This is a genomic window from Leifsonia sp. Root4 (assembly GCF_001425085.1).
GTDB lineage: Bacteria > Actinomycetota > Actinomycetes > Actinomycetales > Microbacteriaceae > Microterricola.
Map to the genome: position 1 here is coordinate 494,480 of NZ_LMDN01000003.1, position 22,506 is coordinate 516,985.

Consider the following 22,506-nt stretch of genomic DNA (forward strand, 5'->3'; position numbering starts at 1 on the left):
TGTCCCAGCCGCAACCCCCGCTGGTTGAGCCTGTCGAAACCACCACCACCCCGGACACCCCGCCGTTCTAGGCCGCATCGGCTGCGCCCTTGACCGGATGCAGAATGTCCGCCACCATCGAGCAATGCCCAGCCCCAGTACTCGACGCACTGCCATCGCTCGGTGCGTCATCGCAGGCGCCGTGCTCCTTGCGCTCGTCGGTTGCACGGCTGCGGTGGAGCCAGGGACGACACCGGGCTCGATGAAGGAGCCGGCCCGAGTCGCGGTTTCTCTCGAGCTCCCCGACCTGGGTGTTCTGCCTGTCGCTGACCCTCCGCTTACTGACGCAGAGTCCGAGAAGGCCCGCCTCGAGCAAGCCGAGGAAGCGTGGCAGCAACTCCTTGTGCGCTACCCGACCGCAGTGCGTCCTGAGGTCTCCTTCGGCTATGTCACCGACGAGACGCGCGTCGAGATCATGCGTGCGTGCTTGTCCGCGGCAGGGCTCCCGATCGACGAGGGGCGTGACGCCGACGGGCATGTGGTGTCGATCGGCACGTCGACAACGAATGAAGCCGAAGCCATCGCCCAGTACAGCTGTGTCACCGCTCATCCAACGAGGATTGTTTGGGCGGGCCCGAATGAGGCAGAGCGTGGCTGGTTCTATGACTATCTGACCGAATTCTCCGCGCCGTGCCTCGCTGCCAACGGGATCGAAACGGAGCCTCCGCCCACCCGGGAGGAGTTCATCGCGACGTGGCCGAACCAGGGATGGTACCCGGCGGTGGGCATGAGCGCCGATGCCGCCTGGGACGCATCTCTCGAGGCGGCATGCCCGTCCGCGAACGGAACCATCGCCGACATTCTGGCGGCCCACGACACACGACGCTGACAACGTGTCGTGACCGCGGTTGCCTCAAAGTCGGGCCGGTGCCCACTATGTTGAGAGCGACAGCCGCGTCCGACTGTCGGGGAGTCGATTCAGCTCAGTGAGTCGGCACGCACGAAGGTGAGCACGATGTCGTCAACAGCAGCGCCCAAGGTCAAGGAATCCGGCCGGTTCCTCGATGCCATCGAGAAGCTCGGCAACAAAGTGCCGAACCCGACGATCATGTTCGTCTACCTGATCGCCTTCATCGCACTTCTCTCCGCCGTGCTCTCCTGGATCGGCGTCAGCGTCACCGATGAGGTGATCACCCCGGTGCCGATCGAGCAGCTCGAACAGCTCAATAACGCGCTCGGCGGCACGATCATGCCGTACGACACCTCTACGGGCGCGTTCGTCGACCTGCCCGAGTTCACGACCTCCGAGCAGACCTTCGCGGTGCGCAGCCTGCTCTCCCCGGATGGCATCGAGTTCTTCTTCTCCTCCTTCGTCGACAATTTCGCCGGGTTCGGGGTCGTGGCCGTCACCCTCGTCGCCATGGCCGGAGTCGGCGTCGCCGAACACGCGGGCCTTATGGGCGCCCTCATCCGCAAGATCGTCAAGGTCGCCCCGCGCTGGTCGCTCGCCTTCATCCTGATCTTCGTCGGCGTGCTCTCCTCTGTTGCCTCGGATGCCGGCTACCTGATCCTGATCCCGCTGGCGGCCGCCGCGTTCCTCTCGGTCGGGCGCCACCCGCTGGCGGGCATGGCCGCGGCGTTCGCCGGGGTCGGCGCGATCTTCTCGGTAAACGTGCTGATCACCCCGGTGGACTCGATGCTCACCGAGATCACCAACGAGGCGCTCGGCAGCCTCGGTCTGCAGCCGCTCACGGTCACCGCGAACCTGTTCTTCGCCATCGTGTCCTCCGTGTTGATGGCGCTCATCGCCGTCGTCGTGACGATCCGCATCGTCGAGCCCCGCCTCGGCAGCTACGAGATGGTCGAACCCGTCGACGCGACCACCGGCGAGGCGGTCGATGAGAAGGGCGAGGCCCGTGGGCTGCGCTTCTCGCTCTGGGGCCTGCTGGTCGTCGCGGTCATCGTGCTCGCACTCACCCTGCCGCCCGGAGCGCCGCTGCGTGACAACGAGACCGGCGAGCTCATCGGCGCGACGCCGTTCATGGCCAGCCTGATCTTCATCATCTCGCTCGGGTTCCTCGTCTGCGGCGTCTGCTACGGCATCGGTGCCAACACCATGCGCGGCGGCAACGCCGTCGTCGGCGCCATCGGCAAGACTTTCGGCAGCCTCGGCGGCCTGCTCCTGATGTTCCTGATGATCTCCCAGTTCATCGCCCTGTTCAACTGGACCCACCTGCCGACCGTCGCAGCCGTCGAAGCCGCACATCTGCTCGAACAGGCCAACGTGCCTGCGGTGGTCCTGCTCGTCGCCTTCGTGCTCGTGATCTTCGTCCTCGACATGATCCTGCCCGGCGTCGTGCCCAAGTGGGCGATCTTCGCGCCGATCTTCGTTCCGATCTTCGCCGCACTCGACGTCGCCCCGCAGACGCTGCTCGCGGCCTACCGCGTCGGGGACTCGCCCATGAACGTGCTGACCCCGCTGATGGTCTACCTGCCGTTCATCGTCACGATCGCCCAGCGCTATAAGAAGGATGCCGGCATCGGCACGATCATCGCCCTGATGGTTCCGTACACCGTCTGGATCCTCGTCGGCTGGATCGTGCTCTACGCAGGCTGGTTCCTCCTCGGGATCCCGTGGGGCCCGGACTCACCGGTGAGCCTGTAACAAGCGCGGCGGCCGCTCCAGGCGGCCGCGTGGGGGAGAAGGGGAATCCCATGACGGAACTCGAGGACGAGGCGACGCCACCGACGCGTCGCGAGTGGCTGGGCCTCGCCGCCCTGTCAACGGCGCTCGGCATGATCGTGCTCGACGGCACGATTGTCGGTGTCGCGCTGCCGACCATCATCCGCGACCTTGACCTGGATCTGACTGACGCGCAGTGGGTGAACAGCATCTACGCCGTCGTCCTGGCTGCACTCCTGCTCTCCTCCGGTCGTCTCTCCGATCGACTCGGTCGACGGCGCATGCTCCTCGTCGGCCTCGTGCTCTTCATGGTCGGCAGCATTCTGGCCGCGCTCTCGGATGCCGCGAGCCCGCTGATCTGGGCGCGCGTCGTTCAAGCGCTCGGAGCCGCGCTGATCATGCCCGCAACCCTGTCGACGGTGAACGCCACCTTCCGCGGGCGCTACCGGGCCGCGGCCTTCGGGGTCTGGGGCGCGGTGATCTCCGGTGCGGCAGCCGTCGGCCCCCTCGCCGGTGGTGCGCTCACGCAGTACGCGTCGTGGGAATGGATCTTCATCGTCAACATTCCACTCGGCCTGATCGTCATGGTGGCGACGGTGATGTGGGTGCGCGAGACGCGCGGCGGCGACAACCGCCCTGGCGTCGACGTCGACGGTGCCCTGCTCAGCGGCATCGGCTTCGGTGCGCTCGTCTTCGCCATCATCGAGGGGCCGAATCTCGGCTGGTGGAAACCCACAACGGACTTCACGGTCTTCGGCCTGACCTGGCCGGCGACCGCGCCGATCTCAATCGTGCCCATTCTGCTGCTGGTCGGCATCGCGGCGCTGGTGCTCTTCGTGCTCTGGGAACGTCACCGCGCGCGCAACGGCCGCTCTGCGATCCTGGACCTCACGCTGTTCAGCCTGCCCACCTTCGCCTGGGGCAACGTGACCGCGGCGATGGTGGCCGTCGGCGAGTTCGCGATCATCTTCGTGCTGCCGCTCTACCTGATGAACGTTCTCGGGCTCGATGTGATGATCTCGGGGCTGATCCTCGCCGCGATGGCCGTCGGCGCCTTCGTCTCCGGTGCCTCTGCCCGACACCTGGCGGCGCGTTTCGGCGCCCCCGGCGTCGTGCTGCTCGGGCTCTTCCTCGAGGTGGCCGGCGTGCTCGTGCTCGCGCTGTTCATCAGCTCGACCAGCTCGGGGTGGCTGATCGCGGCGGTGCTCGCGGTCTACGGCCTCGGCCTTGGTCTGGCATCGGCCCAGCTGACCAGCACCGTGCTGCGCGATGTCCCACCGAAGCAGTCCGGTCAGGGCTCAGCAACCCAGAGCACCGTACGGCAGGTCGGATCCGCGCTCGGCACGGCGTTCTCCGGTGCGGCTCTCTCCGTGGCGCTGGCCATCACGCTCCCCAATGCGCTCGCGCGGGGCGGGATCACGGGCGATGCGGCAACGCAGGTGGCGGACGAGACCAGGCAGAGCGCCGGAACGACGATCGAGATCCTTCGGCAGCGGGGCACGTCGAGCCCGTTCGGCGCTGACACGGACGCGGTCGTGCAGGCGCTGGCCGACGGCTTCAGCGATGGCACGAGAGCGGCGATGCTCGTCGCGGTGATCTTCCTCGCGCTCGGCGTGCTCGGCGCCGTGCGCGTCTGGGTGGTCGCCCGTCGCTCAGTGGGTGCAGAGGAGCCTAGCGGCGCACGATGATCTCGGTGGGGAGCCAGCGCGGCGACTCGTAGCGGCCACTGATGCCGGCCGGCCCGATCGCGGGGAACGGGCCCTCGAAACCGGCGGTCTGATAGGCGGCCTCGCTGCTCGGAACGACCTCGGCCCTGTCGTCGGCGATGAGGGCATTGAGGGCCGCGACCGCGTCGTCGCTGAGGCCATACCAGGCCACGATGTTCTCGCCGAACATCATCGCGTTGTCGCCGTCGACGGCGACACCGTGGCGGGCGAACAGAGCGACCACCTCGGGGATCGTGCGGCCGCCGCTGCCGCGCAGCTCGGCGATGACAGCTTCGGTGATGGCGGCGTCGTCGAATGTCCCGGCTTGCATCGATCTCTCCTCATAGGCGGGCGGAGGTGCCCGCCCACTAGCTAATCAGAAATGCCGTGTGCCGCCATGCCCCTACTCTGTTCAGATGAGCGACGTGGTGACTCCGGGTAGAGCGAGTGTTCTGAAGCGAGCACGCGCGATTCCTGGCCTGATCGCACGTGCACCGTGGTGGCTGCTGCTCCTGGTCGGTCTCGCCTGCGTTGCACTCGGTGCGCTGCTGGTGCTGCGACCGCTCAGCTCACTCTCGCTTCTCGCCGTCTACATCGGGCTGAGTTTCGTCGTCTCGGGCTTCGGTGATCTGCTGGCGGCGTCGCGGAGCGCGAACCCGCGCGCGGCGAACGCGATCGGCATCGCCTGGATCGCGGCGGGCGTACTGGTGCTCTCCTGGCTCGGGGTCGCGATCGATGTGCTGCCGGTGTTCCTGGCCGTCACGCTCATCGCAACCGGTGTGCTCGGAATCGTCGCGGTCTTCCGCGGCACCCGGGATCAGCGCGCCGCCGCCGTGCTGTTCTCCCTTGCCGACATCATCTTCGGCGTGCTGGCGCTGCTCTGGCCCGACGTCACGCTGCTCGTCGTCGCCGTACTCTTCGGCGTTCGCACCCTGGTCTTCGGGCTCGGCACCGTCTGGAGCGCGATCCTGCGCGCACGGGGCGCGGATGCCGCGGCAGCCGAATCCCGGCCACGCTTCGCCCGCTGGCTGCGGCTCATCGGCGCCGTCGCGGCGATCGTGCTCGCCGTCGCCGCCAGTGGGCTGGCCTGGGCGTTCCAGCCCGGAACGGCCCGCGCGGATGCGTTCTACTCCGCGCCGACGGAGCTGCCGAGCGAGCCGGGTCAGCTGCTCAAGGTCGCACCGTTCGAGCGAGCCGTTCCGGCCGACGCGCTCGCCTGGCGCATCCTGTACACGACGACGGACGCGGACGGCGCTCCCACGGTCGCGAGCGGGATCGTGCTGACGAAGCTCGGCGGGTCCGAGCCGCGCGACGCGATCGCGTGGGCGCACGGCACAACCGGTTATGCCACGAACTGTGCGCCGTCGCTGCTGGACGATCCGTTCACGGCCGGCGCCCTGCCTGCACTCGAGCACATCATCGACGCGGGCTGGGTGCTCGTCGCCACCGACTACGCCGGGCTCGGCACCGCCGGCGCGCAGCCATATCTGATCGGCGAGGGGCAGGGTCGTTCGGTGCTGGATGCCGTGCGGGCAGCGCAGCAGATGAGCGAGGTCACGCTGAGCGGCCAGACCACGATCTGGGGGCACTCGCAGGGCGGCCACGCCTCGTTGTGGGCCGGCCAGATCGCCGCCGACTACGCGCCCGAGCTCGACATCGCCGGCGTCGTGGCGCTGGCTCCCGCGAGCGACGCGATCGGCCTGGTCGAACACCTGCCGACGGTCACCGGCGGCAGCGTCTTCGCCTCCTTCGTCGCCGAGGCGTACTTCGCGCACTACCCGGATGTCCGGCGCTCCGACTACATCGAGCCGGCCGCCCGCACACTCGTGCGCGAGATGTCGACCCGATGCCTCTCGGAACCGGGTGTGCTCGTCTCGGTGCTCTCGGCCCTGTCGATCGACAAGGACAGGAGCATCTTCCGCAGGGACCCGACGCGGGGTGCCCTCGGCGAGCGGCTGCGGCAGAACACGCCGGGCGGTGACATCGTGGCCCCTCTCTTCGTGGGGCAGGGCGGCGCCGACCCCCTGGTGGACCCGGGGATGCAGCGCAGATACCTGGCCGGGCGGTGCGCGGCCGGTCAGGAACTCGAGTATCACGAGTATGCGGGCCTCGACCATATGGGCGTCGTCGACGCGGAGTCGCCACTCATCGAGGAGCTCCTCGACTGGACGACTGCGCGCTTCGCTGACGAACGGTTCACCCCGAACTGCGACACAATCCGAGCAGACTGAACGCCCAGCGCCGGTAGGCTGGGAGGGTGCCAACAACTCTCACCGACGTCATCCGCGTAGCCCACGAATTGTGGCCACTGGATGGCGCCGAATCCTGGGACGCCCCCGGCCTGGTCAGCGGCGATGGCGCCGCCCCCGTACGGCGCATCGTGCTGGCCGTCGACGCGGTGGCCGACACCGTCGACGAGGCGATCGAGCTTGGCGCCGATCTGCTGATCGCCCACCACCCGCTGCTGCTGCGCGGCGTGACGAGTGTTGCCGAAGACCGCTACAAGGGCTCCCTGCTGCGTCGCCTGATCAAGGCCGACTGCGCGCTGCTCACCGCACATACCAACGCCGACGTCGTCATGGACGGCGTCTCCGATGTCATCGCCCAGAGGCTTGGCCTCACGGATGCCGTCGCCATCACGTCCAATCTCCGTGACCCACGCGTCGGCATCGGCCGCGCCGGGACCGTGCAGGAACCGACGACGCTCGGCCGACTCGCCCGCACCCTGGCCGAACTGCTGCCGGCCACTGCCGGCGGAGTGCGCGTCTCCGGCGACTACGACGCCGTGGTCAACACGGTGTCGCTCTGCGGCGGCGCGGGGGACTCGTTGCTCGCCCAGCCGGCCGTGCTGGGATCCGATGTCTACATCACGAGCGATCTGCGCCACCACCCGGCATCCGAGGCCCGCGAGCAGGCGAAGCTGAACGGCCGCGGACCGGCGCTGATCGACGTCTCGCACTGGGCCAGTGAATGGCTCTGGCTCGACTCGGCCGCGCGCCAGCTGCGCGTCGTGCTGCCGGGCGTCGAGATCATCGTCAGCGAGCTCAACACGGACCCATGGGATTTCGTGGTCACTCAGTGACCGATCTGGTCTGAGCTGCCCACTCATTGTCATCAACTTCATCACCATCTGCAGCACCACGATCTGCACCACCAAGAGGAGACCCACGTGAAGGCACGCGAAGCGGAACAGAAGAACCTGCTGCGGCTGCAGGAAGTCGACACCCGACTGCAGCAGCTCGCCCACCAGCTGAAGAATCTGCCGCAGGAAGCGACGCTCTCGACTCTCGCCAAGACGCTTGAGGAGGTGCGCCGCCGCTTCGCCATCGCGTCGGGCGAGGTCGACGACGCGCGCACCGAACTCGGCCGGCTCGAGTCGGACGTCGCGGTTGTCGAGGCACGCATCAAGCGGGACTCCGATCGCATGCAGCAGAGCTCATCGACGAAAGACCTGCAGGCCCTCGAGTCCGAGCTGGCGTCGCTGAACAAGCGCAGGGGAGATCTCGAGGAGATCGAACTGACCGTGATGGAACGCGTCGAGGAGAAGGAGAATGCGCTGGCCGCCCTCCTCGCCGAGCGTGACGGGGTGCTCGACCAGGTGAGCGTCGTCGAGCAGGAGCGCGACCGCGCCGCTGCCGAGCTGGTCGCGCAGCAGGCGGATGCCGAGCGCGACCGCTCCGCCGTGGCGAAGACGGTCGGCGACGATCTGCTGGACCTCTACGAGAAGCGCCGCGTCATCGGCGGCGGCATCGGCGCCGCACTGCTGCGTGCGCGCACCTGCCACGGCTGCAACATGACGCTGACCGGCGCCGACCTCGAGGCCGTGCGTCAGTCGTCGTGGGACGACGTGCTGTTCTGCCCGGAGTGCGACCGCATCCTGATCCGCACCGACGAGTCCGGCATCCCACTCAACTGAACCTCGGCAGGATCGGGCGTCAGGTAGGCTTGAGCCTGCGAATGGGTCGGCAAGACGGTCGCGTCACACGATCGCATTCTTGAATGCGGTCGTGTGCCGAGGAACGTCCGGGCTCCGTAGAGCAGGGCGGTGGGTAACACCCACCCGGGGCAACCCGCGAGACAGTGCCACAGAAAACAGACCGCCTCGAACTTCGGTTCGCGGTAAGGGTGAAACGGTGGTGTAAGAGACCACCAGGGGCCAGGGTGACCTGGCCTGCTCGGTAAACCTCGTCCGGAGCAAGGTCAGACAGAGAACGATGCGGCTGCTCGTCGCGTTCTCGGGTAGACCGCTAGAGGGCTGCGGCAACGTAGTCCCAAGATAGATGGCCGTCCAGCGTCGCATCCTCGTGATGCGGCGGGGACAGAACCCGGCGTAATAGCCGGCCCATTCGCACCAATCCGGGTTTATGCCTCGCGGTTCATACGTCGTCAGGCATGAAGCGGTAGCCCATGCCAGACTCGGTGAGCAGGTAGCGCGGCTGCGAGGGCTGCGGCTCGAGCTTCTTCCTCAGCTGCGAAAGATAGAGCCGCAGGTAACCGGTGTCGTTCGTGTACTGCGGACCCCACACCTCGGTGAGCAGCACCTGCCGAGTCACGAGGCGGCGCGGGTTCCGCACGAGAACCTCGAGCACCTGCCACTCCGTCCGCGTCAGCCGCACGATCTCCTCAACACCGGTCGAAACGCGGCGGGTCACCTGACGGGCGGCGAGGTCGACGGTGACGTCACCGAAGCGGACGACGGGTTCGTCGCTCGCGGCCGGTGTGCGCCGGGTGAGCGCCCGAATGCGCGCAAGCAGCTCGTCCACGGCGAACGGCTTCGTCACGTAGTCGTCGGCGCCGGCATCCAGCGCGTCCACCTTGTCGGCCGAATCGCTGCGCCCGGAGACGACGAGGATTGGCGCGGAGCTCCAGCCGCGCACCGCCTCGATCACCTGGATGCCGGTGAGCACCGGCATCCCGAGGTCGACCACGAGCAGTTCGGGGTGCTGGCTCGTCGCCAAGCTGATCGCCTCCCGGCCGTCGCGGGCGACGATCACCTCGTAGCCGTGAGCGGACAGGGTGATCTGCAGCGCTCGGAGGATCTGCGGGTCGTCGTCTGCGATCAGGATCTTCACTCTGCGGCTCTCTCGGATTGGGGTGATGTGGATGCCGGCAGCGTGACGACCATCGTCAGGCCGCCGCCGGGGGTGTCGTCGGCCTCGAGCGTTCCGCCCATACCCTCGACGAAGCCCTTCGAGAGCGCGAGCCCCAGGCCGATCCCGGTGAGGTTGTCGATGTCACCGAGGCGTTGGAACGGCACGAACATGTCGCTCTTGCGCGCCTCGGGAACGCCGGGTCCGTGATCGCTCACGCGCAGCTGCACGGTGCCGCCGAAGGTGCTGGCCGACAACAGTGGCGGCTGGTCATCGGGGGAGTAGCGCACGGCGTTGGCGATGATGTTGACGATCACGCGCTGCAACAGGCCCTCGTCGGCGCGCGCGGCCGGAAGATCGGCTGGCAGGTCGATCTCGATTGCTCCGGGGTGCAGCGCGAGCTCGTCGAGCGCTGAGGGCAGCAGGTCGTCGATCTCCACGTCGGTGAGGCTCACCGCGAGCACCCCGGCCTGCACCCTGCTGACGTCGAGCAGGTTCGTGACGAGGGCCGCGAGCGCGTCGAGGCTCTCCGCCGCCGTTGCGAGCAGCGTGGATCGGTCCGCATCACTCAGTGCGATGCCGTGTGACTGCAGGCTCGTCACGGCGGCCGTCGCCGCCGCCAGCGGACGGCGCAGGTCGTGGCCGACAGCGGCAAGAAGAGCACTGCGCACCCGGTCGGTCTCGGCGAGCGGTCCGATCTCCTGTGCCGTCGCGGTGAGGTCGGTGTGCTCAAGCGACGCGTCGATCTGCGCCACGATCACGGCGAGAAGCCGGCGGTCGCTGGCCTCGAGGTCGCGGCCGGAGAGTTCCAGCGTGGCCCGATCGCCGACCGGCAGCATGGTGGTGTGCTCCGAGTCGGCCGGTTCGCCATCGGTGTAGAGCACCTCCTCGCCGGCGAGAAGGCGCACACCGTTCAGCCCGAACGCTTCCCTGGTGCGCGAGATGAGCGACTGCAGGGCGTCCTCGCCGCGCAGCACGCCGCCGGCGATCGTGGCGAGGAGCTCCGACTCCGCGGCGGCGCGGCTGGCGATGCGGCTGCGTCTGGCCGCCTGGTCGACGACGAAGCTCACGAGCGCCGCCACGATCATGAACAGGCCGAGGGCCAGCAGGTGCAGCGGGTGCGCGATCGTGATCGTGTAGAGCGGAGCGACGAAGAAGAAGTCGAGGGCGAGCCCGGAGAGCACGGCCGCGAACATCGCAGGCCAGAAGCCACCGATCATCGCGACCACGACGACGAGCAGCTGGAATGCGAGAACGTCGCTGGCCATCGACTCGATGGAGCTCGTCGCAGACAAGCCCCAGGTGAGCAGCGGGCCGACGATGAGCGCCGTGGCGAAACCCGCGATGCGGCGGCGCCGGGTCAGGCCGCCGGTCAGCCGTGGCAGCGCGAAGCGCATGCCGGCGTGGGCATGCGCGACGATGTGCACGTCGATGTCACCCGATTCGCGAATGACGGTGGCGCCGATGCCGGGGCCGCTGAGCAGTGCTGCCAGGCGCCCGCGCCGGCTCACTCCGATCACCAGCTGACTGGCGTTGCTGCCACGGGCGAAGTCGACGAGGGCCGTGGGGATGTCATCGCCGATCACCTGGTGGTAGCTGCCGCCGAGCTGTTCGACGAGGGCCCTCTGCCTCGCGAGGGCCTCCGGGTTCGCCGCGCGCAGCCCGTCGTGGCTGGTCACGTGCACGGCCAGAAGCTCGCCGCCGGAGGAGCGGGCGGCGATCCGCGCGCCGCGGCGAAGCAGCGTGTCGCCCTCCGGGCCGCCGGTCAGCGCCACGACGACGCGCTCCCTCGCCTCCCATTTGGCGTCGATGCCGTGTTCCGCGCGGTAGCGCTGCAGCGAGCTGTCGACCTCGTCGGCGAGCCACAACAGCGCGAGCTCGCGCAGTGCCGTCAGATTGCCGAGGCGGAAGTAGTTCGAGAGCGCCGCGTCGATCCTGGTCGCCGGGTAGACCTCACCCTCGGCAAGGCGGTCGCGCAGCGCCTGTGGGGCGAGGTCGATGACCTCGATCTGGTTGGCGCTGCGCAGCACGGCATCCGGGATCGTCTCCCGCTGCGGCACACCGGTGATCTGCTGCACGACGTCGTTGAGCGACTCGATGTGCTGGATGTTCACCGTCGAATAGACGTCGATGCCGGCGTCCAGCAGTTCGGCGACGTCCTCCCAGCGCTTCGCATTGCGCGTGCCGGGCGCATTCGTGTGGGCGAGCTCATCGACGAGGGCGATCCGCGGATGCCGTGCGAGCACGGCATCCAGATCCATCTCGTCGAGGGTGACCCCGCGGTGCTCAATCACGGCGCGGGGAACGACCTCAAAGCCCTCAACGAGCGCCGCTGTGCCTGCTCGGCCGTGGGTTTCCACGACCGCGACGACGACGTCCTTGCCGGCCGCGCGGAGCCGGCGCCCCTCGTCGAGCATGGCAAAGGTCTTGCCCACGCCCGGAGCGGCGCCGAGCAGCACCCGCAAACGACCCCGTGACACTAGTTCTTCGCATCCATTTCTGCCTGGGCCAATTCCTCGAGGGCCATATTCAGTGCGAGCACGTTGACGCTCGGTTCGCCGAGATAGCCGAGATCCCGTCCCTGAATCATAGACTCGAGCAGCCCGGCGACGGCCGCCCGGTCGAGGCTCCGCGCGTCGGCGACCCGATCGATCTGCAGCCGCGCGTACTCGGGGCTGATGTGCGGGTCGAGGCCGGAGGAGGACGCGGTGACGGCGTCGGCCGGGATCGCGGCGAGTGTCGCACCGTCCAGATCCGCGATCGCCGCCTGGCGGTCGCCGATGGCCGCGATGAGATCCGGGTTCTCCGGACCCTGGTTGCTGCCGCCGGACGCAGCGGCGTCGTAGCCGGCGGCAGAGGGCCGTGGCTGGAACCACTGCGGAAGCTGGACGCCGTCGGCATCCGTGAAGGATTGCCCGATCAGGCGTGAACCGACGACCTCCCCGTTCGTGCTGACCATGGATCCGTTGGCCTGCACCGGCAGCGCGAGCTGGCCGATCAGGGTGATGCTGAGCGGGTAGAGCACGCCGAGGAGCAGCGTGAGCACGAGCAGTGCTCGCAGGGCGACGCCGTACTGGCGCAATGTGCCGCGTGATGCAGGCATGATGTCGTCTTTCTTTCTCTGAGGTAGAGGTCTGTGGGTCAGAAGCCGGGCAGCAGGCTCACGACGATGTCGATGAGCTTGATTCCGATGAAGGGTGCGATCACGCCGCCGAGGCCGAAGATCAGCAGGTTGCGGCGCAGGATCTGTGAGGCGGATGCCGCACGGTAACGCACGCCGCGGAGGGCCAGCGGGATCAGGGCGACGATGACGATCGCGTTGAAGATCACCGCGGAGAGGATCGCGGATGCCGGCGAGCTCAGCCCCATGATGTTGAGCACGGCCAGGCCGGGAAACGCGCCGGCGAACATCGCCGGGATGATCGCGAAGTACTTGGCCACATCGTTGGCGATCGAGAACGTGGTCAGCGAGCCACGGGTGATCAGCAACTGCTTGCCGATGCGCACGATGTCGATGAGCTTGGTGGGGTCCGAGTCCAGGTCGACCATGTTGCCGGCCTCCTTGGCGGCCGAGGTGCCCGTGTTCATCGCGACACCGACATCGGCCTGAGCGAGCGCCGGGGCGTCGTTCGTGCCGTCGCCGGTCATCGCGACCAGGTTTCCGCCGGCCTGCTCCCGCTTGATCAGCTCCATCTTGTCTTCCGGCGTCGCCTCGGCCAGGAAGTCGTCGACACCGGCCTCTGCGGCGATCGCCCGCGCGGTCAGCGGATTGTCGCCGGTGATCATGATGGTGCGGATGCCCATGCGGCGTAGCTCGGCGAAGCGCTCGGCCAGGCCGGTCTTCACGACGTCCTTCAGATAGATCACGCCGAGTACCCGGGTCTCCCCGGCCGCCGAGCGTTCCGCGACGACGAGCGGCGTGCCGCCGGCCTCCGAGACGCGACGCACCTCGGCGTTCAGCTCGTTCGCTGCGCGAGTTTCTGCCGCGCTGTCGCCCGCGCCGTTGTCGGCGGCCCAGGTGGCGACCATGGAGCCTGCACCCTTGCGGAGCTGGGCGCCGTCGGCGTAGTCGACGCCGCTCATCCGGGTCTGCGCGGTGAACGGCACAATCTCGTGCCTGCGAGATTCCTCGCGCGACAACATCGGGTCGAGACTCTCTGCGAGCTCGACGATCGACTTGCCCTCCGGCGTCGGGTCGGCCAGTGATGCGGAGTGTGCCGCGGTAACGAGGGCGGCACGGGTGGCGCCGCCGACGGGGATGAACTCGGCGGCCTGTCGGTTGCCGTAGGTGATCGTCCCGGTCTTGTCCAGAAGCAGTGTGGTGACGTCGCCGGCGGCCTCCACGGCACGACCGGAGAGGGCGAGCACGTTGTGCTGAACCAAACGGTCCATGCCCGCGATGCCGATCGCCGAGAGCAGCGCGCCGATCGTGGTCGGGATGAGGCAGACCAGCAGGGCGACCAGCACGGGCACGCTGGGGGCGGCATCCGAGTAGCCGGCCATCGGACCGATCGTCACGACGACGACGAGGAAGATGATCGAGAGCGTCGCGAGCAGGATGTTGAGCGCGATCTCGTTCGGGGTCTTCTGTCTGCTCGCGCCCTCGACGAGGCGGATCATCCGATCGACAAATGTCTCACCCGGCTTGCTGGTGATGCGCACCACGATGCGGTCGGAGAGCACGCGGGTGCCACCGGTGACCGCGCTGCGGTCGCCACCGGATTCGCGCACGACCGGGGCCGATTCTCCGGTGATGGCGGACTCGTCGACGGAGGCGATGCCCCAGACGATGTCACCGTCGCCGGGGATCAACTCGCCGGCCGTCACGACGACGACGTCACCGAGGTGCAGATCAGCGGATGCCACGGGCACGCTCTCCGCGTGTTCGGCGCCGGCATCCGCCTCGGAGTATGCGCTCACCCGGTGCGCGATCGTGCTGGTGCGGGTGGCGCGCAGGCTCTCCGCCTGGGCCTTGCCGCGGCCCTCGGCCACGGACTCGGCCAGGTTGGCGAAGATCACCGTGAGCCAGAGCCAGATGGCGATGCCAGCGGTGAAGGACGGAGCCATGGCGGCGCCACCCGACTCCTCAGCGCCGCCGAGGAAGGGTTCCGTGATGGCGAGGAGGGTGGTGAGCGCAGCGCCGACCTCGACGATGAACATGACGGGGTTCCGCCACATCTGCTTCGGGTGCATCTTGCGGAGCGCACCGGGCAGGGCCGCGATGAGCTGCTTCGGTCCGAAGGCCGTCGCAGTCTTCGGGGGATGTGGGTGGTTCTGATGAGTGGGTGCTTCGAGTGTTGTCGACATGGATGTGTTGGACATGAGCTACAGCAGTCCTTCCGCCAGGGGGCCCAGCGCGAGTACGGGAAAGTAGGTGAGGGCGGAGACGATGAGCACGGTTCCGCAGAGTAGGCCGACGAAGAGCGGCTTGTGGGTCGGTAGGGTGCCGGCCGTGACGGGAACCTTCTCCTGCGCCGCGAGGGATCCGGCGAGTGCCAGCACGAACAGGATCGGCAGCAGTCGGCCGAGCAGCATTGCCACGCCGAGCGCGGTGTTGAACCACGGCGTGTTGGCGGTGAGGCCGGCAAACGCCGAACCGTTGTTGTTGGCAGCCGAGGTGAAGGCGTACAGCACCTCCGAGAAGCCGTGCAGCCCGGGGTTCAAGATCGAGGTTCCGATCACGTCGTCCCGCACGGCGGGGATGCCGAAGCTGAGCGCGGTCCCGGCCAAGACCAGGGTGGGCGTCGTCAGAATGTAGAGGCTGGCGAGCTTGATCTCGCGGGCGCCGAGCTTCTTGCCGAGGTACTCGGGCGTTCGACCGACCATGAGGCCGGCGATGAAGACCGCGAGTACAGCGATGACGAGCATGCCGTAGAGGCCGGATCCGACGCCGCCGGGCGCGAGCTCACCAAGCATCATGTTGAGCATCGCCATCCCGCCACCGAGCGCCGTGAAGCTGTCGTGCATCGAGTTGACGGCACCGGTGGACGTGAGCGTGCTCGTCGTGCCGAACAGAGTGGAGCCGAGTTCGCCGAAGCGCTGCTCCTTGCCCTCCATGGCCCCGCCGGCCAGGCCTGGTGCGGTTCCATTGGCGCTGAGCTCGAAGAATGTCATCGCCGAGAGGGAGAGCACGAAGAACGTGCCCATTGCGGCGAGGATCGCGTAACCCTGGCGGTTGTCACCGACGATGCGCCCGAAGGTGCGGGGCAGCGCGAAGGGGATCACGAGCATGAGCAGCACCTGCACGACGTTCACCCAGGCTGTGGGGTTCTCGAAGGGGTGCGAGGAGTTGGCGTTGAAGAAGCCGCCGCCGTTGGTGCCGAGCAGCTTGATCGCCTCCTGCGAGGCGACCGGGCCACCGGGGATGGACTGGGTTCCGCCGCTGAGCGTCGTCACCTCCTGGAAGCCGTTGACGTTCTGGATGACGCCACCGATGATGAGCACGACGGCCGAGACCGCGGCGATCGGCAGCAGGATGCGGAGCGAACCTCGCACGAGGTCGACCCAGAAGTTGCCGATGGTGGGGCTCACCCGGCGGGCGAGGCCGCGCACCAGGGCGATGGCCACGGCGATGCCGACGGCGGCGGAGACGAAGTTCTGCACGGCGAGGCCGAGCAGCTGCACGCTGTAGCCCATCGTGACCTCGGGGGAGTACGACTGCCAGTTCGTGTTGGCCACGAAGGAGATCGCGGTGTTGAACGAGAGCTGCTCACTGACGGCGGGCAGGCCGAGCGACCACGGCAGGAACGCCTGCAGGCGCTGCAGACCGTAGACGATCAGGATGCCGACCGCCGAGAATGCGAGGACGCTGCGGAAGTAGATCGGCCAGGTCTGCTCGGCATCCTGGTTGACGCCGATCACCCGGTAGATGCCGCGTTCGACCAGACCGTGCCTGGCGCTCGTGTACACGCCGGCCATGTAGTCGCCGAGCGGGCGATAGAGCACCGCGAGCACGAGGGCCACGGTGGCCAGCTGCAGGATGAAGAACATCAGCGGGGCCATCTAGAAGCGCTCCGGTTTCAGCAGGGCGTACACCAGGTAGGCGATGGCGGCCACGGCCAGTGCGGCGCTCAGGAGGTCGACGAAGCTCACAGCTTCTCCACCCCCCTGGCGATGAGGGCGACGAGTGCGATAAGCAGCACGATCGCGCCGATGAAGACGATGTCGATCACGAGAACTCTCCCGGTAGGGCGGTGCCGGGAGGCAGGCCGCCCGGCAGTGGCCGGTGGCCACAGGGAGAGTCAAGTGCGTTCGCGCAGCCTGGTTCGGGCTCCTTACGCTTTCCTCACGGAGCGCGCCGGAATCCTCACGGCGGCCTCGCAGCCGGCGTTCGGGATGCGTGCCGGCCGGTGCGGCTAGCGGCCGGCGCGGTCGGCGGCGATGCGGAGGGTCTGCACGCGCGGCGTTGCCTCCGGCGTCATCCGAATCTCGACGCGCAGGCGGCCGCTCTGGCCGGGAATGAACCAGACGAGGTGCGCCGGGCCCTCCGACGTTTCAGCTGCGGGCACGGCATCACCATCCAGGCCGCCGATATCGGCAACGGCCAGCCGGAGTGCGGAGCGGCGACGGGCCAGCGGCTGGTCCAGTTCGACGTTCTCGGAGAAGAGCGCCGTGTCCAGCGGCTCGGCGAGCGCGTCGGCCGCGGTGAGGATGTCGGTGATGCTGCGCTGCGCGGCGCGGGTCTCCGGCCACAGGGGGAGCGCCGACACCGCGGTTGCCGCTGTCTCCCGCTCGCGGGCCGCGAGCAGCGCGTCGAACGCCTCCGTCGTGACCTCGGAGACGCGCGAATAGGTGGCGCTCTCGAAGGCGATCAGGCCGAAACGGTGCTCCAGCGACCAGCGCATGTGCGCCGAGAAGCCGGGGTAGCCGCCCGAGTGGGAGATGACGCGGCTCGTCGGCGAGTACTGCTCGACGAAGAGTCCGAAGCCGTAGCCGGTCGGATGCCCCGTCACATCCTGGTCGAGGCGGTGCAACTGCTGCATCTCCCGCCGAGACGCGGCGCTGAGCACGGCGTCGTCTGCGTCATCCGCAGCGGCGTCGGTATCGAATGCGCGCGCCAGCCAGCGTGCCCAGCTGGCGAGGTCCGCGACGGTGCTGAACAGCCCGCCGATCGGCGAGAACGCGCCGGGCCCGCTGAGCGGGAGCGGCTCCCACGAGCCGGCGTGCCGGCGGTGACCGATCACGATGCCGCCGGCGGCCGACACGGTCTGGTCGAAGCCGGTGCCCACCAGACCGAGGGGCTCAAGCAGGCGCTGCTCGACAACGCGGCGGTACGGCTGCCCGGCCGCCGCCTCGATCACCCGCCCGAGGATGGCGTAGCCGAGGTTCGAATAGGCGAAGCGGGTGCCGGGCTCCGATTCGAAACGCACCCCCGCGGAGAGGAGCACGTCGAACTCGTCGGCACTCAGGCTCTCCTGGCGGTCGCCCCACGGGTCGTCGGTCGGTAGCCCGGCCGACATGGTGAGCAGCATCCGCAGCGTCGGTATCGCCGAGCGGGGCGAGGGGAGCCGCTCCAGGTTCAGCGCGGGCACAAAGCGGGTGATGGGGTCGTCCAGACCGAGCAGGCCATCGTCGCGGAGGGCCAGCACGGCGGCGGCGGTGAAGCTCTTGGTGCACGAGGCGATGCGGAAGGCGGCATCCGGCGCTGCACCGGCACTGTTCAGCTGCTGCAGCCCATCGGCGTCGAATACGCCCCACGCGGCGGCCGGCGCCGCCCCGCGCGCGAGGTGCGCTGTGAAGAATGCATCCGTGACGGCATCCGTGGCGGTATCGCCTCTGCCGGCTCTCATCACACGCTCTGCGCCGTGTGCCGGCCTGCGCTCATGCCGGCGGCGGCCAGATCGGCCGCGCCGAGAATCCCGGCGTTGTTGCGGTGCACGGCCGGGATGATCGGCGTCTTCAGATCGAGCAGCGGCAGGAAGTCGGCGTGGTTCTTGGAGACGCCGCCGCCGACGATGAACAGATCGGGGGAGAACAGCAGCTCGAGGTGGCTGTAGTAGCGCTGCAATCGCGCAGCCCACTCCGCCCAGCTGAGCCCCTCGCGTTCCTTCGCCGAGTAGGCCGCGCCCTTCTCGGCATCTCGGCCGTCCAACTCGAGGTGACCGAGCTCGGTGTTGGGGATCAACACGCCGTTGTAGAGCAAGGCGGTGCCGATGCCGGTGCCGAGGGTCGTGAGCAGCACGACGCCGTCGCGGTCCTTGGCGGCTCCGAAGCGAACCTCGGCGTGGCCGGCGGCATCCGCATCGTTGACGAAGTGGATCGGCACCCGGAGGCGTTCCTCGAACAGCGATTCTGCCGGGAGGCCGATCCACTCCTCGGAGATGTTCGCGGCGGAGAGCGTGTGACCGCCCTTGACGACGGCGGGGAAGCAGACGCCGACGGGCAGTGCGCCGAACTCCTCACGGAGCCCGTCGAGCATCCGATCGCTCGCATCGAGGATGTCGGCAGGCCGGCCGCCGGCGGGGGTGGGCACCTTGCGGCGATCCGACAGCAGCGCTCCCGTGCCGAGATCGACCACCGCTCCCTTGATTCCCGTTCCGCCGATGTCGATGCCGATAGCCGTACGCGCAGTCATACTGACGAATCTACTGGGTTTGCTCTACGGGGTGCTCGGCAGCGTGAGGATGTCCGCACCGCGTTCGGTCACTACGAGGGTGTGCTCGAACTGGGCGGTCATGCTCTTGTCCTTGGTCGTCACCGTCCAGTCGTCGGCCCAGAGATCCCACTCGTGCGTGCCGAGGGTGAGCATGGGCTCGATCGTGAACACCATGCCGATCTCCATCACGTCGTTGTACTCCGGCGCGGAGTCGTAGTGCGGGATGATGAGCCCGCTGTGGAACGCGGAGCCGACGCCGTGCCCGGTGAAGTCGCGCACGACGCCGTAGCCGAATCGCTTCGCGTAGGACTCGATGGTGCGCCCGATCACGTTGACCTCGCGCCCGGGAGCCACTGCCTTGATCCCACGGGCCAGCGCCTCGCGGGTGCGTTCGACGAGCAGCGTGACGTCCTCGCTCGCCTCGCCGACGATGAAGCTGTGGTTGAGGTCGCCGTGCATGCCGTTCCTGAAGGCGGTGACGTCGATGTTGACGATGTCGCCGTTCTCCAACACGGTGTCGTCGGGGATCCCGTGGCAGACCACCTCGTTCACCGAGGTGCAGCTCGACTTCGGGTAGCCGCGGTAGCCGAGCGTCGACGGGTAGGCGTCGTGGTCGAGCAGGTACTCGTGGATGAGCGCATCCAGCTGCTCTGTCGTGACACCGGGGGCGATGATGGCGGATGCCGCGGCGATCGCGTCGGCCGCGATGCGACCGGATTCCCGGATCAGCTCGACCTGCTCCGGTGTGTAGATGTTGCTGCCGGTGTACTCGGCGGGGGCAGCCTTGCCGACGTACTCGGGGCGGGCAATGCGACTCGGCACGGGACGCTGGGGCGAGAGTCGCCCCGCAATCAGGTGACCATTGGAATCCTTGGGCATAGGATCAAGCTTATGACCGAGCGTGGAGACAAACAGTTCTGGTACAACCTGAAGACCGGCGCCGTGGAATTCGGTTACGCGTCCCCGTCCGTCGATCGTGTGGGCCCGTTCCCCACGCATGAGGCCGCGGAGCACGCGCTTGAGAAGCTGCGCGCGAACTCCGACAAGTGGGCCGCTGAAGAGGCCGCCGAGGACTAGGCCCCCACCGCGCGGTAGAAACCGCGTACCCGCGGTAGAAACGTCTGGCGCACAGCCGTTGTTTCTACCGCGTACCCGCGGCGTTACTCGTAGCTGTGCTCGGGCGCCGGGTATGCGCCGGCGTCGACGTCGTCGCGGAACTCCGTGACGGCGTCCAGCAGCACCTGGCGCACATTGGCGTACTGCCGGACAAACTTCGGCACGCGGCCGTCGCTCATGCCGGCGAAGTCGGTCCAGACGAGCAGCTGACCGTCGACATCCGGACCGGCGCCGACGCCGATGGTCGGGATGCTGAGCTTGGCGGTGACCGCGGCGGCGGATGTCGCAGGCACCATCTCGAGCACGACGGCGAACGCGCCGGCATCCTGCACGGCCAACGCGTCACGCAGCAGCTGCTCCGCCCCGGCGCCGCGGCCCTGGATCATGTGGCCGCCCAGGCCGTGCTCGCTCTGCGGGGTGAAACCGATGTGCGCCATGACCGGGATGCCGGCCTGCACGATCCGTCGGATCTGCTGCGCGCTGCGCTCACCGCCCTCGAGCTTGACGGCGTGGGCGCCGGTCTCCTTCATGAAACGGATGGCCGTGTGCAGGGCGTCTTCCGGGCCCACCTCATAGGAACCGAACGGCAGGTCGGCCACGACGAATGCGCGGCGGACGGCGCGGGCCACGGCCCGGGTCATGGGGATCAGCTCGTCGACGGTGACGGGCAGGGTGGTGTCGTAGCCCAGCACGTTGTTGCCGGCCGAGTCGCCGACGAGCAGGAAGTCGATCCCAGCCTCGTCGAAGATGCGCGCCGTGAGCTGGTCGTAGCTGGTCAGGCCGGTGATCTTGATGCCCTGATCCTTGGCGTTCTGGAAGTGGCGGGTGCGCACACGCTTCGGGCCGGTGGTGCTGGATCCACCGTAGGGATTGACAACTTCAGCTGCGTGATCAGACATGCGGCTCAGTCTAATCATTGGCCCGTCACGCTCACTGGCCAGTCGGCCAGCCCGGAGCCCGCCGAAGCACTACTCTGGAATCCAGCGAGAAAGGGCATGAATGGACAAGCAGCGTGACTTCGTTCTTCGAACCATTGAGGAACGGGGCGTCAAATTCATTCGCCTGTGGTTTACCGACGTCGTCGGCACGCTGAAGTCGGTCGCCATTGCGCCGGCAGAGGTGGAGGGCGCCTTCAGCGAGGGCCTCGGCTTCGACGGCTCAGCCATCGAGGGCCTCACCCGCACCTACGAGTCGGACCTGCTCGCGCACCCGGACCCCAGCACCTTCCAGATCCTGCCGTGGCGCGGCGACGTCGACCCGACCGCCCGCATGTTCTGCGACATCAGCACGCCCGACGGCGTTCCGGCCGTCGCCGACCCGCGCAATGTGCTCAAGCGCACGCTGGAGAAGGCGGCCGACCGCGGCTTCACCTTCTACACGCACCCCGAGATCGAGTTCTACCTGCTCAAGTCGTCCAAGTACGGCAAGAACGGCCCGATCCCCGTCGACTCCGCCGGCTACTTCGACAACGTGCCGGGCGGCACCGCGCACGACTTCCGCCGCCGATCCGTGCGGATGCTGGAAGACCTCGGCATCTCCGTGGAGTTCAGCCACCACGAAGCCGGCCCGGGCCAGAACGAGATCGACCTGCGTTACGCCGACGCGCTGACGACCGCCGACAACATCATGACCTTCCGCACCGTCATCAAGGAGGTCGCGATCGAGCAGGGCGTCTACGCGACGTTCATGCCGAAGCCGTTCTCCGACCACCCCGGATCCGGCATGCACACCCACATGTCGTTGTTCGAGGGCGACGCGAACGCCTTCTACGAGCCGGGCGCCCAGTACCAGCTCTCCAAGACTGGCCGCCACTTCATCGCCGGCCTGCTCAAGCACGCGCCCGAGATCACGGCCGTGACGAACCAGTTCGTCAACTCGTACAAGCGGCTTTGGGGCGGCGACGAGGCGCCCAGCTTCGTCTGCTGGGGCCACAACAACCGTTCGGCGCTGATCCGGGTTCCGCTCTACAAGCCCAACAAGGGCCAGAGCGCCCGCATCGAGTACCGCGCGATCGACTCGGCCGCGAACCCGTACCTCTCCTACTCGCTCATGCTGGCCGCCGGCCTCAAGGGCATCGAGGAGGAGTACGAGCTTCCCGAGGAGGCCGAGGACAACGTCTGGAGCCTCAGCGACACCGAGCGCCGCGCGCTCGGGTACGCACAGCTGCCGGCCAGCCTCGACCACGCCATCCAGTACATGGAGGAGTCGGAGCTCGTCGCAGAGACGCTCGGTGAGCAGGTGTTCAACTACGTGCTCATGAACAAGCGCAAGGAATGGCGCGAGTACCGCACGCAGGTGACGCCATTCGAACTGCGCAACAACCTCGAGATCCTCTAG

At 68.1% G+C, this 22,506-nt stretch carries 19 protein-coding genes and 1 other RNA gene; 9 read left to right on the forward strand and 11 right to left on the reverse strand.

Annotated features, from left to right (window positions below; translation table 11 throughout):
• Window positions 1-181: 181 nt before the first annotated feature.
• The 3 genes from ASC66_RS11980 (at window position 182) to ASC66_RS11990 (ending at window position 4,350) form a co-directional block, all read left to right on the forward strand.
• Window positions 182-868 carry a hypothetical protein gene (locus ASC66_RS11980; RefSeq protein ID WP_162243508.1) on the forward strand — a complete coding sequence of 229 codons (687 nt, stop codon included), beginning with the start codon at window positions 182-184 and terminating at the stop codon, window positions 866-868.
• Between the two features lie 126 nt (window positions 869-994).
• On the forward strand, window positions 995-2,644 hold the full coding sequence (locus ASC66_RS11985) for an AbgT family transporter (protein WP_055839654.1): 1,650 nt from the start codon (window positions 995-997) through the stop codon (window positions 2,642-2,644).
• Window positions 2,645-2,694: 50 nt separating this feature from the next.
• Window positions 2,695-4,350, forward strand: coding sequence for an MFS transporter (locus tag ASC66_RS11990; RefSeq protein ID WP_200944813.1), 1,656 nt, complete (start codon window positions 2,695-2,697; stop codon window positions 4,348-4,350).
• Here the strand turns inward: ASC66_RS11990 and ASC66_RS11995 are convergent.
• Window positions 4,334-4,699 carry a hypothetical protein gene (locus ASC66_RS11995; RefSeq protein ID WP_055839657.1) on the reverse strand — a complete coding sequence of 122 codons (366 nt, stop codon included), beginning with the start codon at window positions 4,697-4,699 and terminating at the stop codon, window positions 4,334-4,336. The genes ASC66_RS11990 and ASC66_RS11995 overlap by 17 nt on opposite strands.
• Window positions 4,700-4,784: 85 nt before the next feature.
• Here ASC66_RS11995 and ASC66_RS12000 point away from each other — a divergent pair, with 85 nt between their 5' ends.
• The 4 genes from ASC66_RS12000 to rnpB all read left to right on the forward strand — a co-directional run bounded on the left by ASC66_RS12000 (window position 4,785) and on the right by rnpB (window position 8,717).
• Entirely contained in the window at window positions 4,785-6,599 is a 1,815-nt protein-coding gene (locus ASC66_RS12000; protein ID WP_055839660.1) for a lipase family protein, read from the forward strand.
• A gap of 26 nt (window positions 6,600-6,625) precedes the next feature.
• Entirely contained in the window at window positions 6,626-7,450 is an 825-nt protein-coding gene (locus tag ASC66_RS12005) for a Nif3-like dinuclear metal center hexameric protein (RefSeq protein WP_055839663.1), read from the forward strand.
• 87 nt (window positions 7,451-7,537) lie between these two features.
• A complete protein-coding gene (locus ASC66_RS12010) occupies window positions 7,538-8,284 on the forward strand; it encodes a zinc ribbon domain-containing protein (RefSeq protein ID WP_055839669.1) in 747 nt (248 codons plus the stop codon).
• Between the two features lie 42 nt (window positions 8,285-8,326).
• An RNA gene (gene rnpB / locus ASC66_RS13295) (RNase P RNA component class A) lies at window positions 8,327-8,717 on the forward strand.
• Window positions 8,718-8,744: 27 nt separating this feature from the next.
• On the opposite strand, the gene ASC66_RS12015 is transcribed toward rnpB, so the two are convergent.
• The 9 genes from ASC66_RS12015 to map form a co-directional block, all read right to left on the reverse strand.
• A complete protein-coding gene (locus ASC66_RS12015) occupies window positions 8,745-9,440 on the reverse strand; it encodes a response regulator (protein ID WP_055839673.1) in 696 nt (231 codons plus the stop codon).
• Window positions 9,437-11,938 (reverse strand): DUF4118 domain-containing protein, encoded by a 2,502-nt coding sequence (locus tag ASC66_RS12020; RefSeq protein WP_055839675.1) that lies wholly within the window; start codon window positions 11,936-11,938, stop codon window positions 9,437-9,439. Before ASC66_RS12020 ends, ASC66_RS12015 begins: the two co-directional genes overlap by 4 nt.
• Window positions 11,938-12,561, reverse strand: coding sequence for a potassium-transporting ATPase subunit KdpC (gene kdpC / locus ASC66_RS12025; protein ID WP_055839678.1), 624 nt, complete (start codon window positions 12,559-12,561; stop codon window positions 11,938-11,940). The genes ASC66_RS12020 and kdpC overlap by 1 nt, the downstream gene beginning before the upstream one ends.
• Before the next feature lie 38 nt (window positions 12,562-12,599).
• A complete protein-coding gene (kdpB, locus tag ASC66_RS12030; RefSeq protein WP_055840400.1) occupies window positions 12,600-14,765 on the reverse strand; it encodes a potassium-transporting ATPase subunit KdpB in 2,166 nt (721 codons plus the stop codon).
• An 18-nt stretch (window positions 14,766-14,783) separates the two neighbouring features.
• Window positions 14,784-16,460 (reverse strand): potassium-transporting ATPase subunit KdpA, encoded by a 1,677-nt coding sequence (gene kdpA / locus ASC66_RS12035; protein WP_055839681.1) that lies wholly within the window; start codon window positions 16,458-16,460, stop codon window positions 14,784-14,786.
• Window positions 16,461-16,550 (reverse strand): K(+)-transporting ATPase subunit F, encoded by a 90-nt coding sequence (kdpF, locus tag ASC66_RS18185; RefSeq protein WP_157509782.1) that lies wholly within the window; start codon window positions 16,548-16,550, stop codon window positions 16,461-16,463.
• Window positions 16,551-16,813: 263 nt separating this feature from the next.
• Window positions 16,814-18,247 (reverse strand): serine hydrolase domain-containing protein, encoded by a 1,434-nt coding sequence (locus tag ASC66_RS12040; RefSeq protein ID WP_055839684.1) that lies wholly within the window; start codon window positions 18,245-18,247, stop codon window positions 16,814-16,816.
• On the reverse strand, window positions 18,247-19,032 hold the full coding sequence (gene ppgK, locus ASC66_RS12045; protein WP_055839686.1) for a polyphosphate--glucose phosphotransferase: 786 nt from the start codon (window positions 19,030-19,032) through the stop codon (window positions 18,247-18,249). Before ppgK ends, ASC66_RS12040 begins: the two co-directional genes overlap by 1 nt.
• 24 nt (window positions 19,033-19,056) lie before the next feature.
• Window positions 19,057-19,932, reverse strand: coding sequence for a type I methionyl aminopeptidase (gene map, locus ASC66_RS12050; protein WP_055839689.1), 876 nt, complete (start codon window positions 19,930-19,932; stop codon window positions 19,057-19,059).
• 12 nt (window positions 19,933-19,944) lie between these two features.
• Between map and ASC66_RS12055 the strand changes: the two genes are divergently transcribed.
• Complete coding sequence (locus tag ASC66_RS12055) at window positions 19,945-20,130, forward strand: hypothetical protein (protein ID WP_055839692.1); 186 nt, start codon at window positions 19,945-19,947, stop codon at window positions 20,128-20,130.
• Window positions 20,131-20,213: 83 nt separating this feature from the next.
• On the opposite strand, the gene panB is transcribed toward ASC66_RS12055, so the two are convergent.
• Window positions 20,214-21,068 carry a 3-methyl-2-oxobutanoate hydroxymethyltransferase gene (gene panB, locus ASC66_RS12060; protein ID WP_055839694.1) on the reverse strand — a complete coding sequence of 285 codons (855 nt, stop codon included), beginning with the start codon at window positions 21,066-21,068 and terminating at the stop codon, window positions 20,214-20,216.
• 100 nt (window positions 21,069-21,168) lie between these two features.
• On the opposite strand from panB, the gene glnA reads away from it, so the two are divergent.
• Window positions 21,169-22,506 (forward strand): type I glutamate--ammonia ligase, encoded by a 1,338-nt coding sequence (glnA, locus tag ASC66_RS12065; RefSeq protein ID WP_055839697.1) that lies wholly within the window; start codon window positions 21,169-21,171, stop codon window positions 22,504-22,506.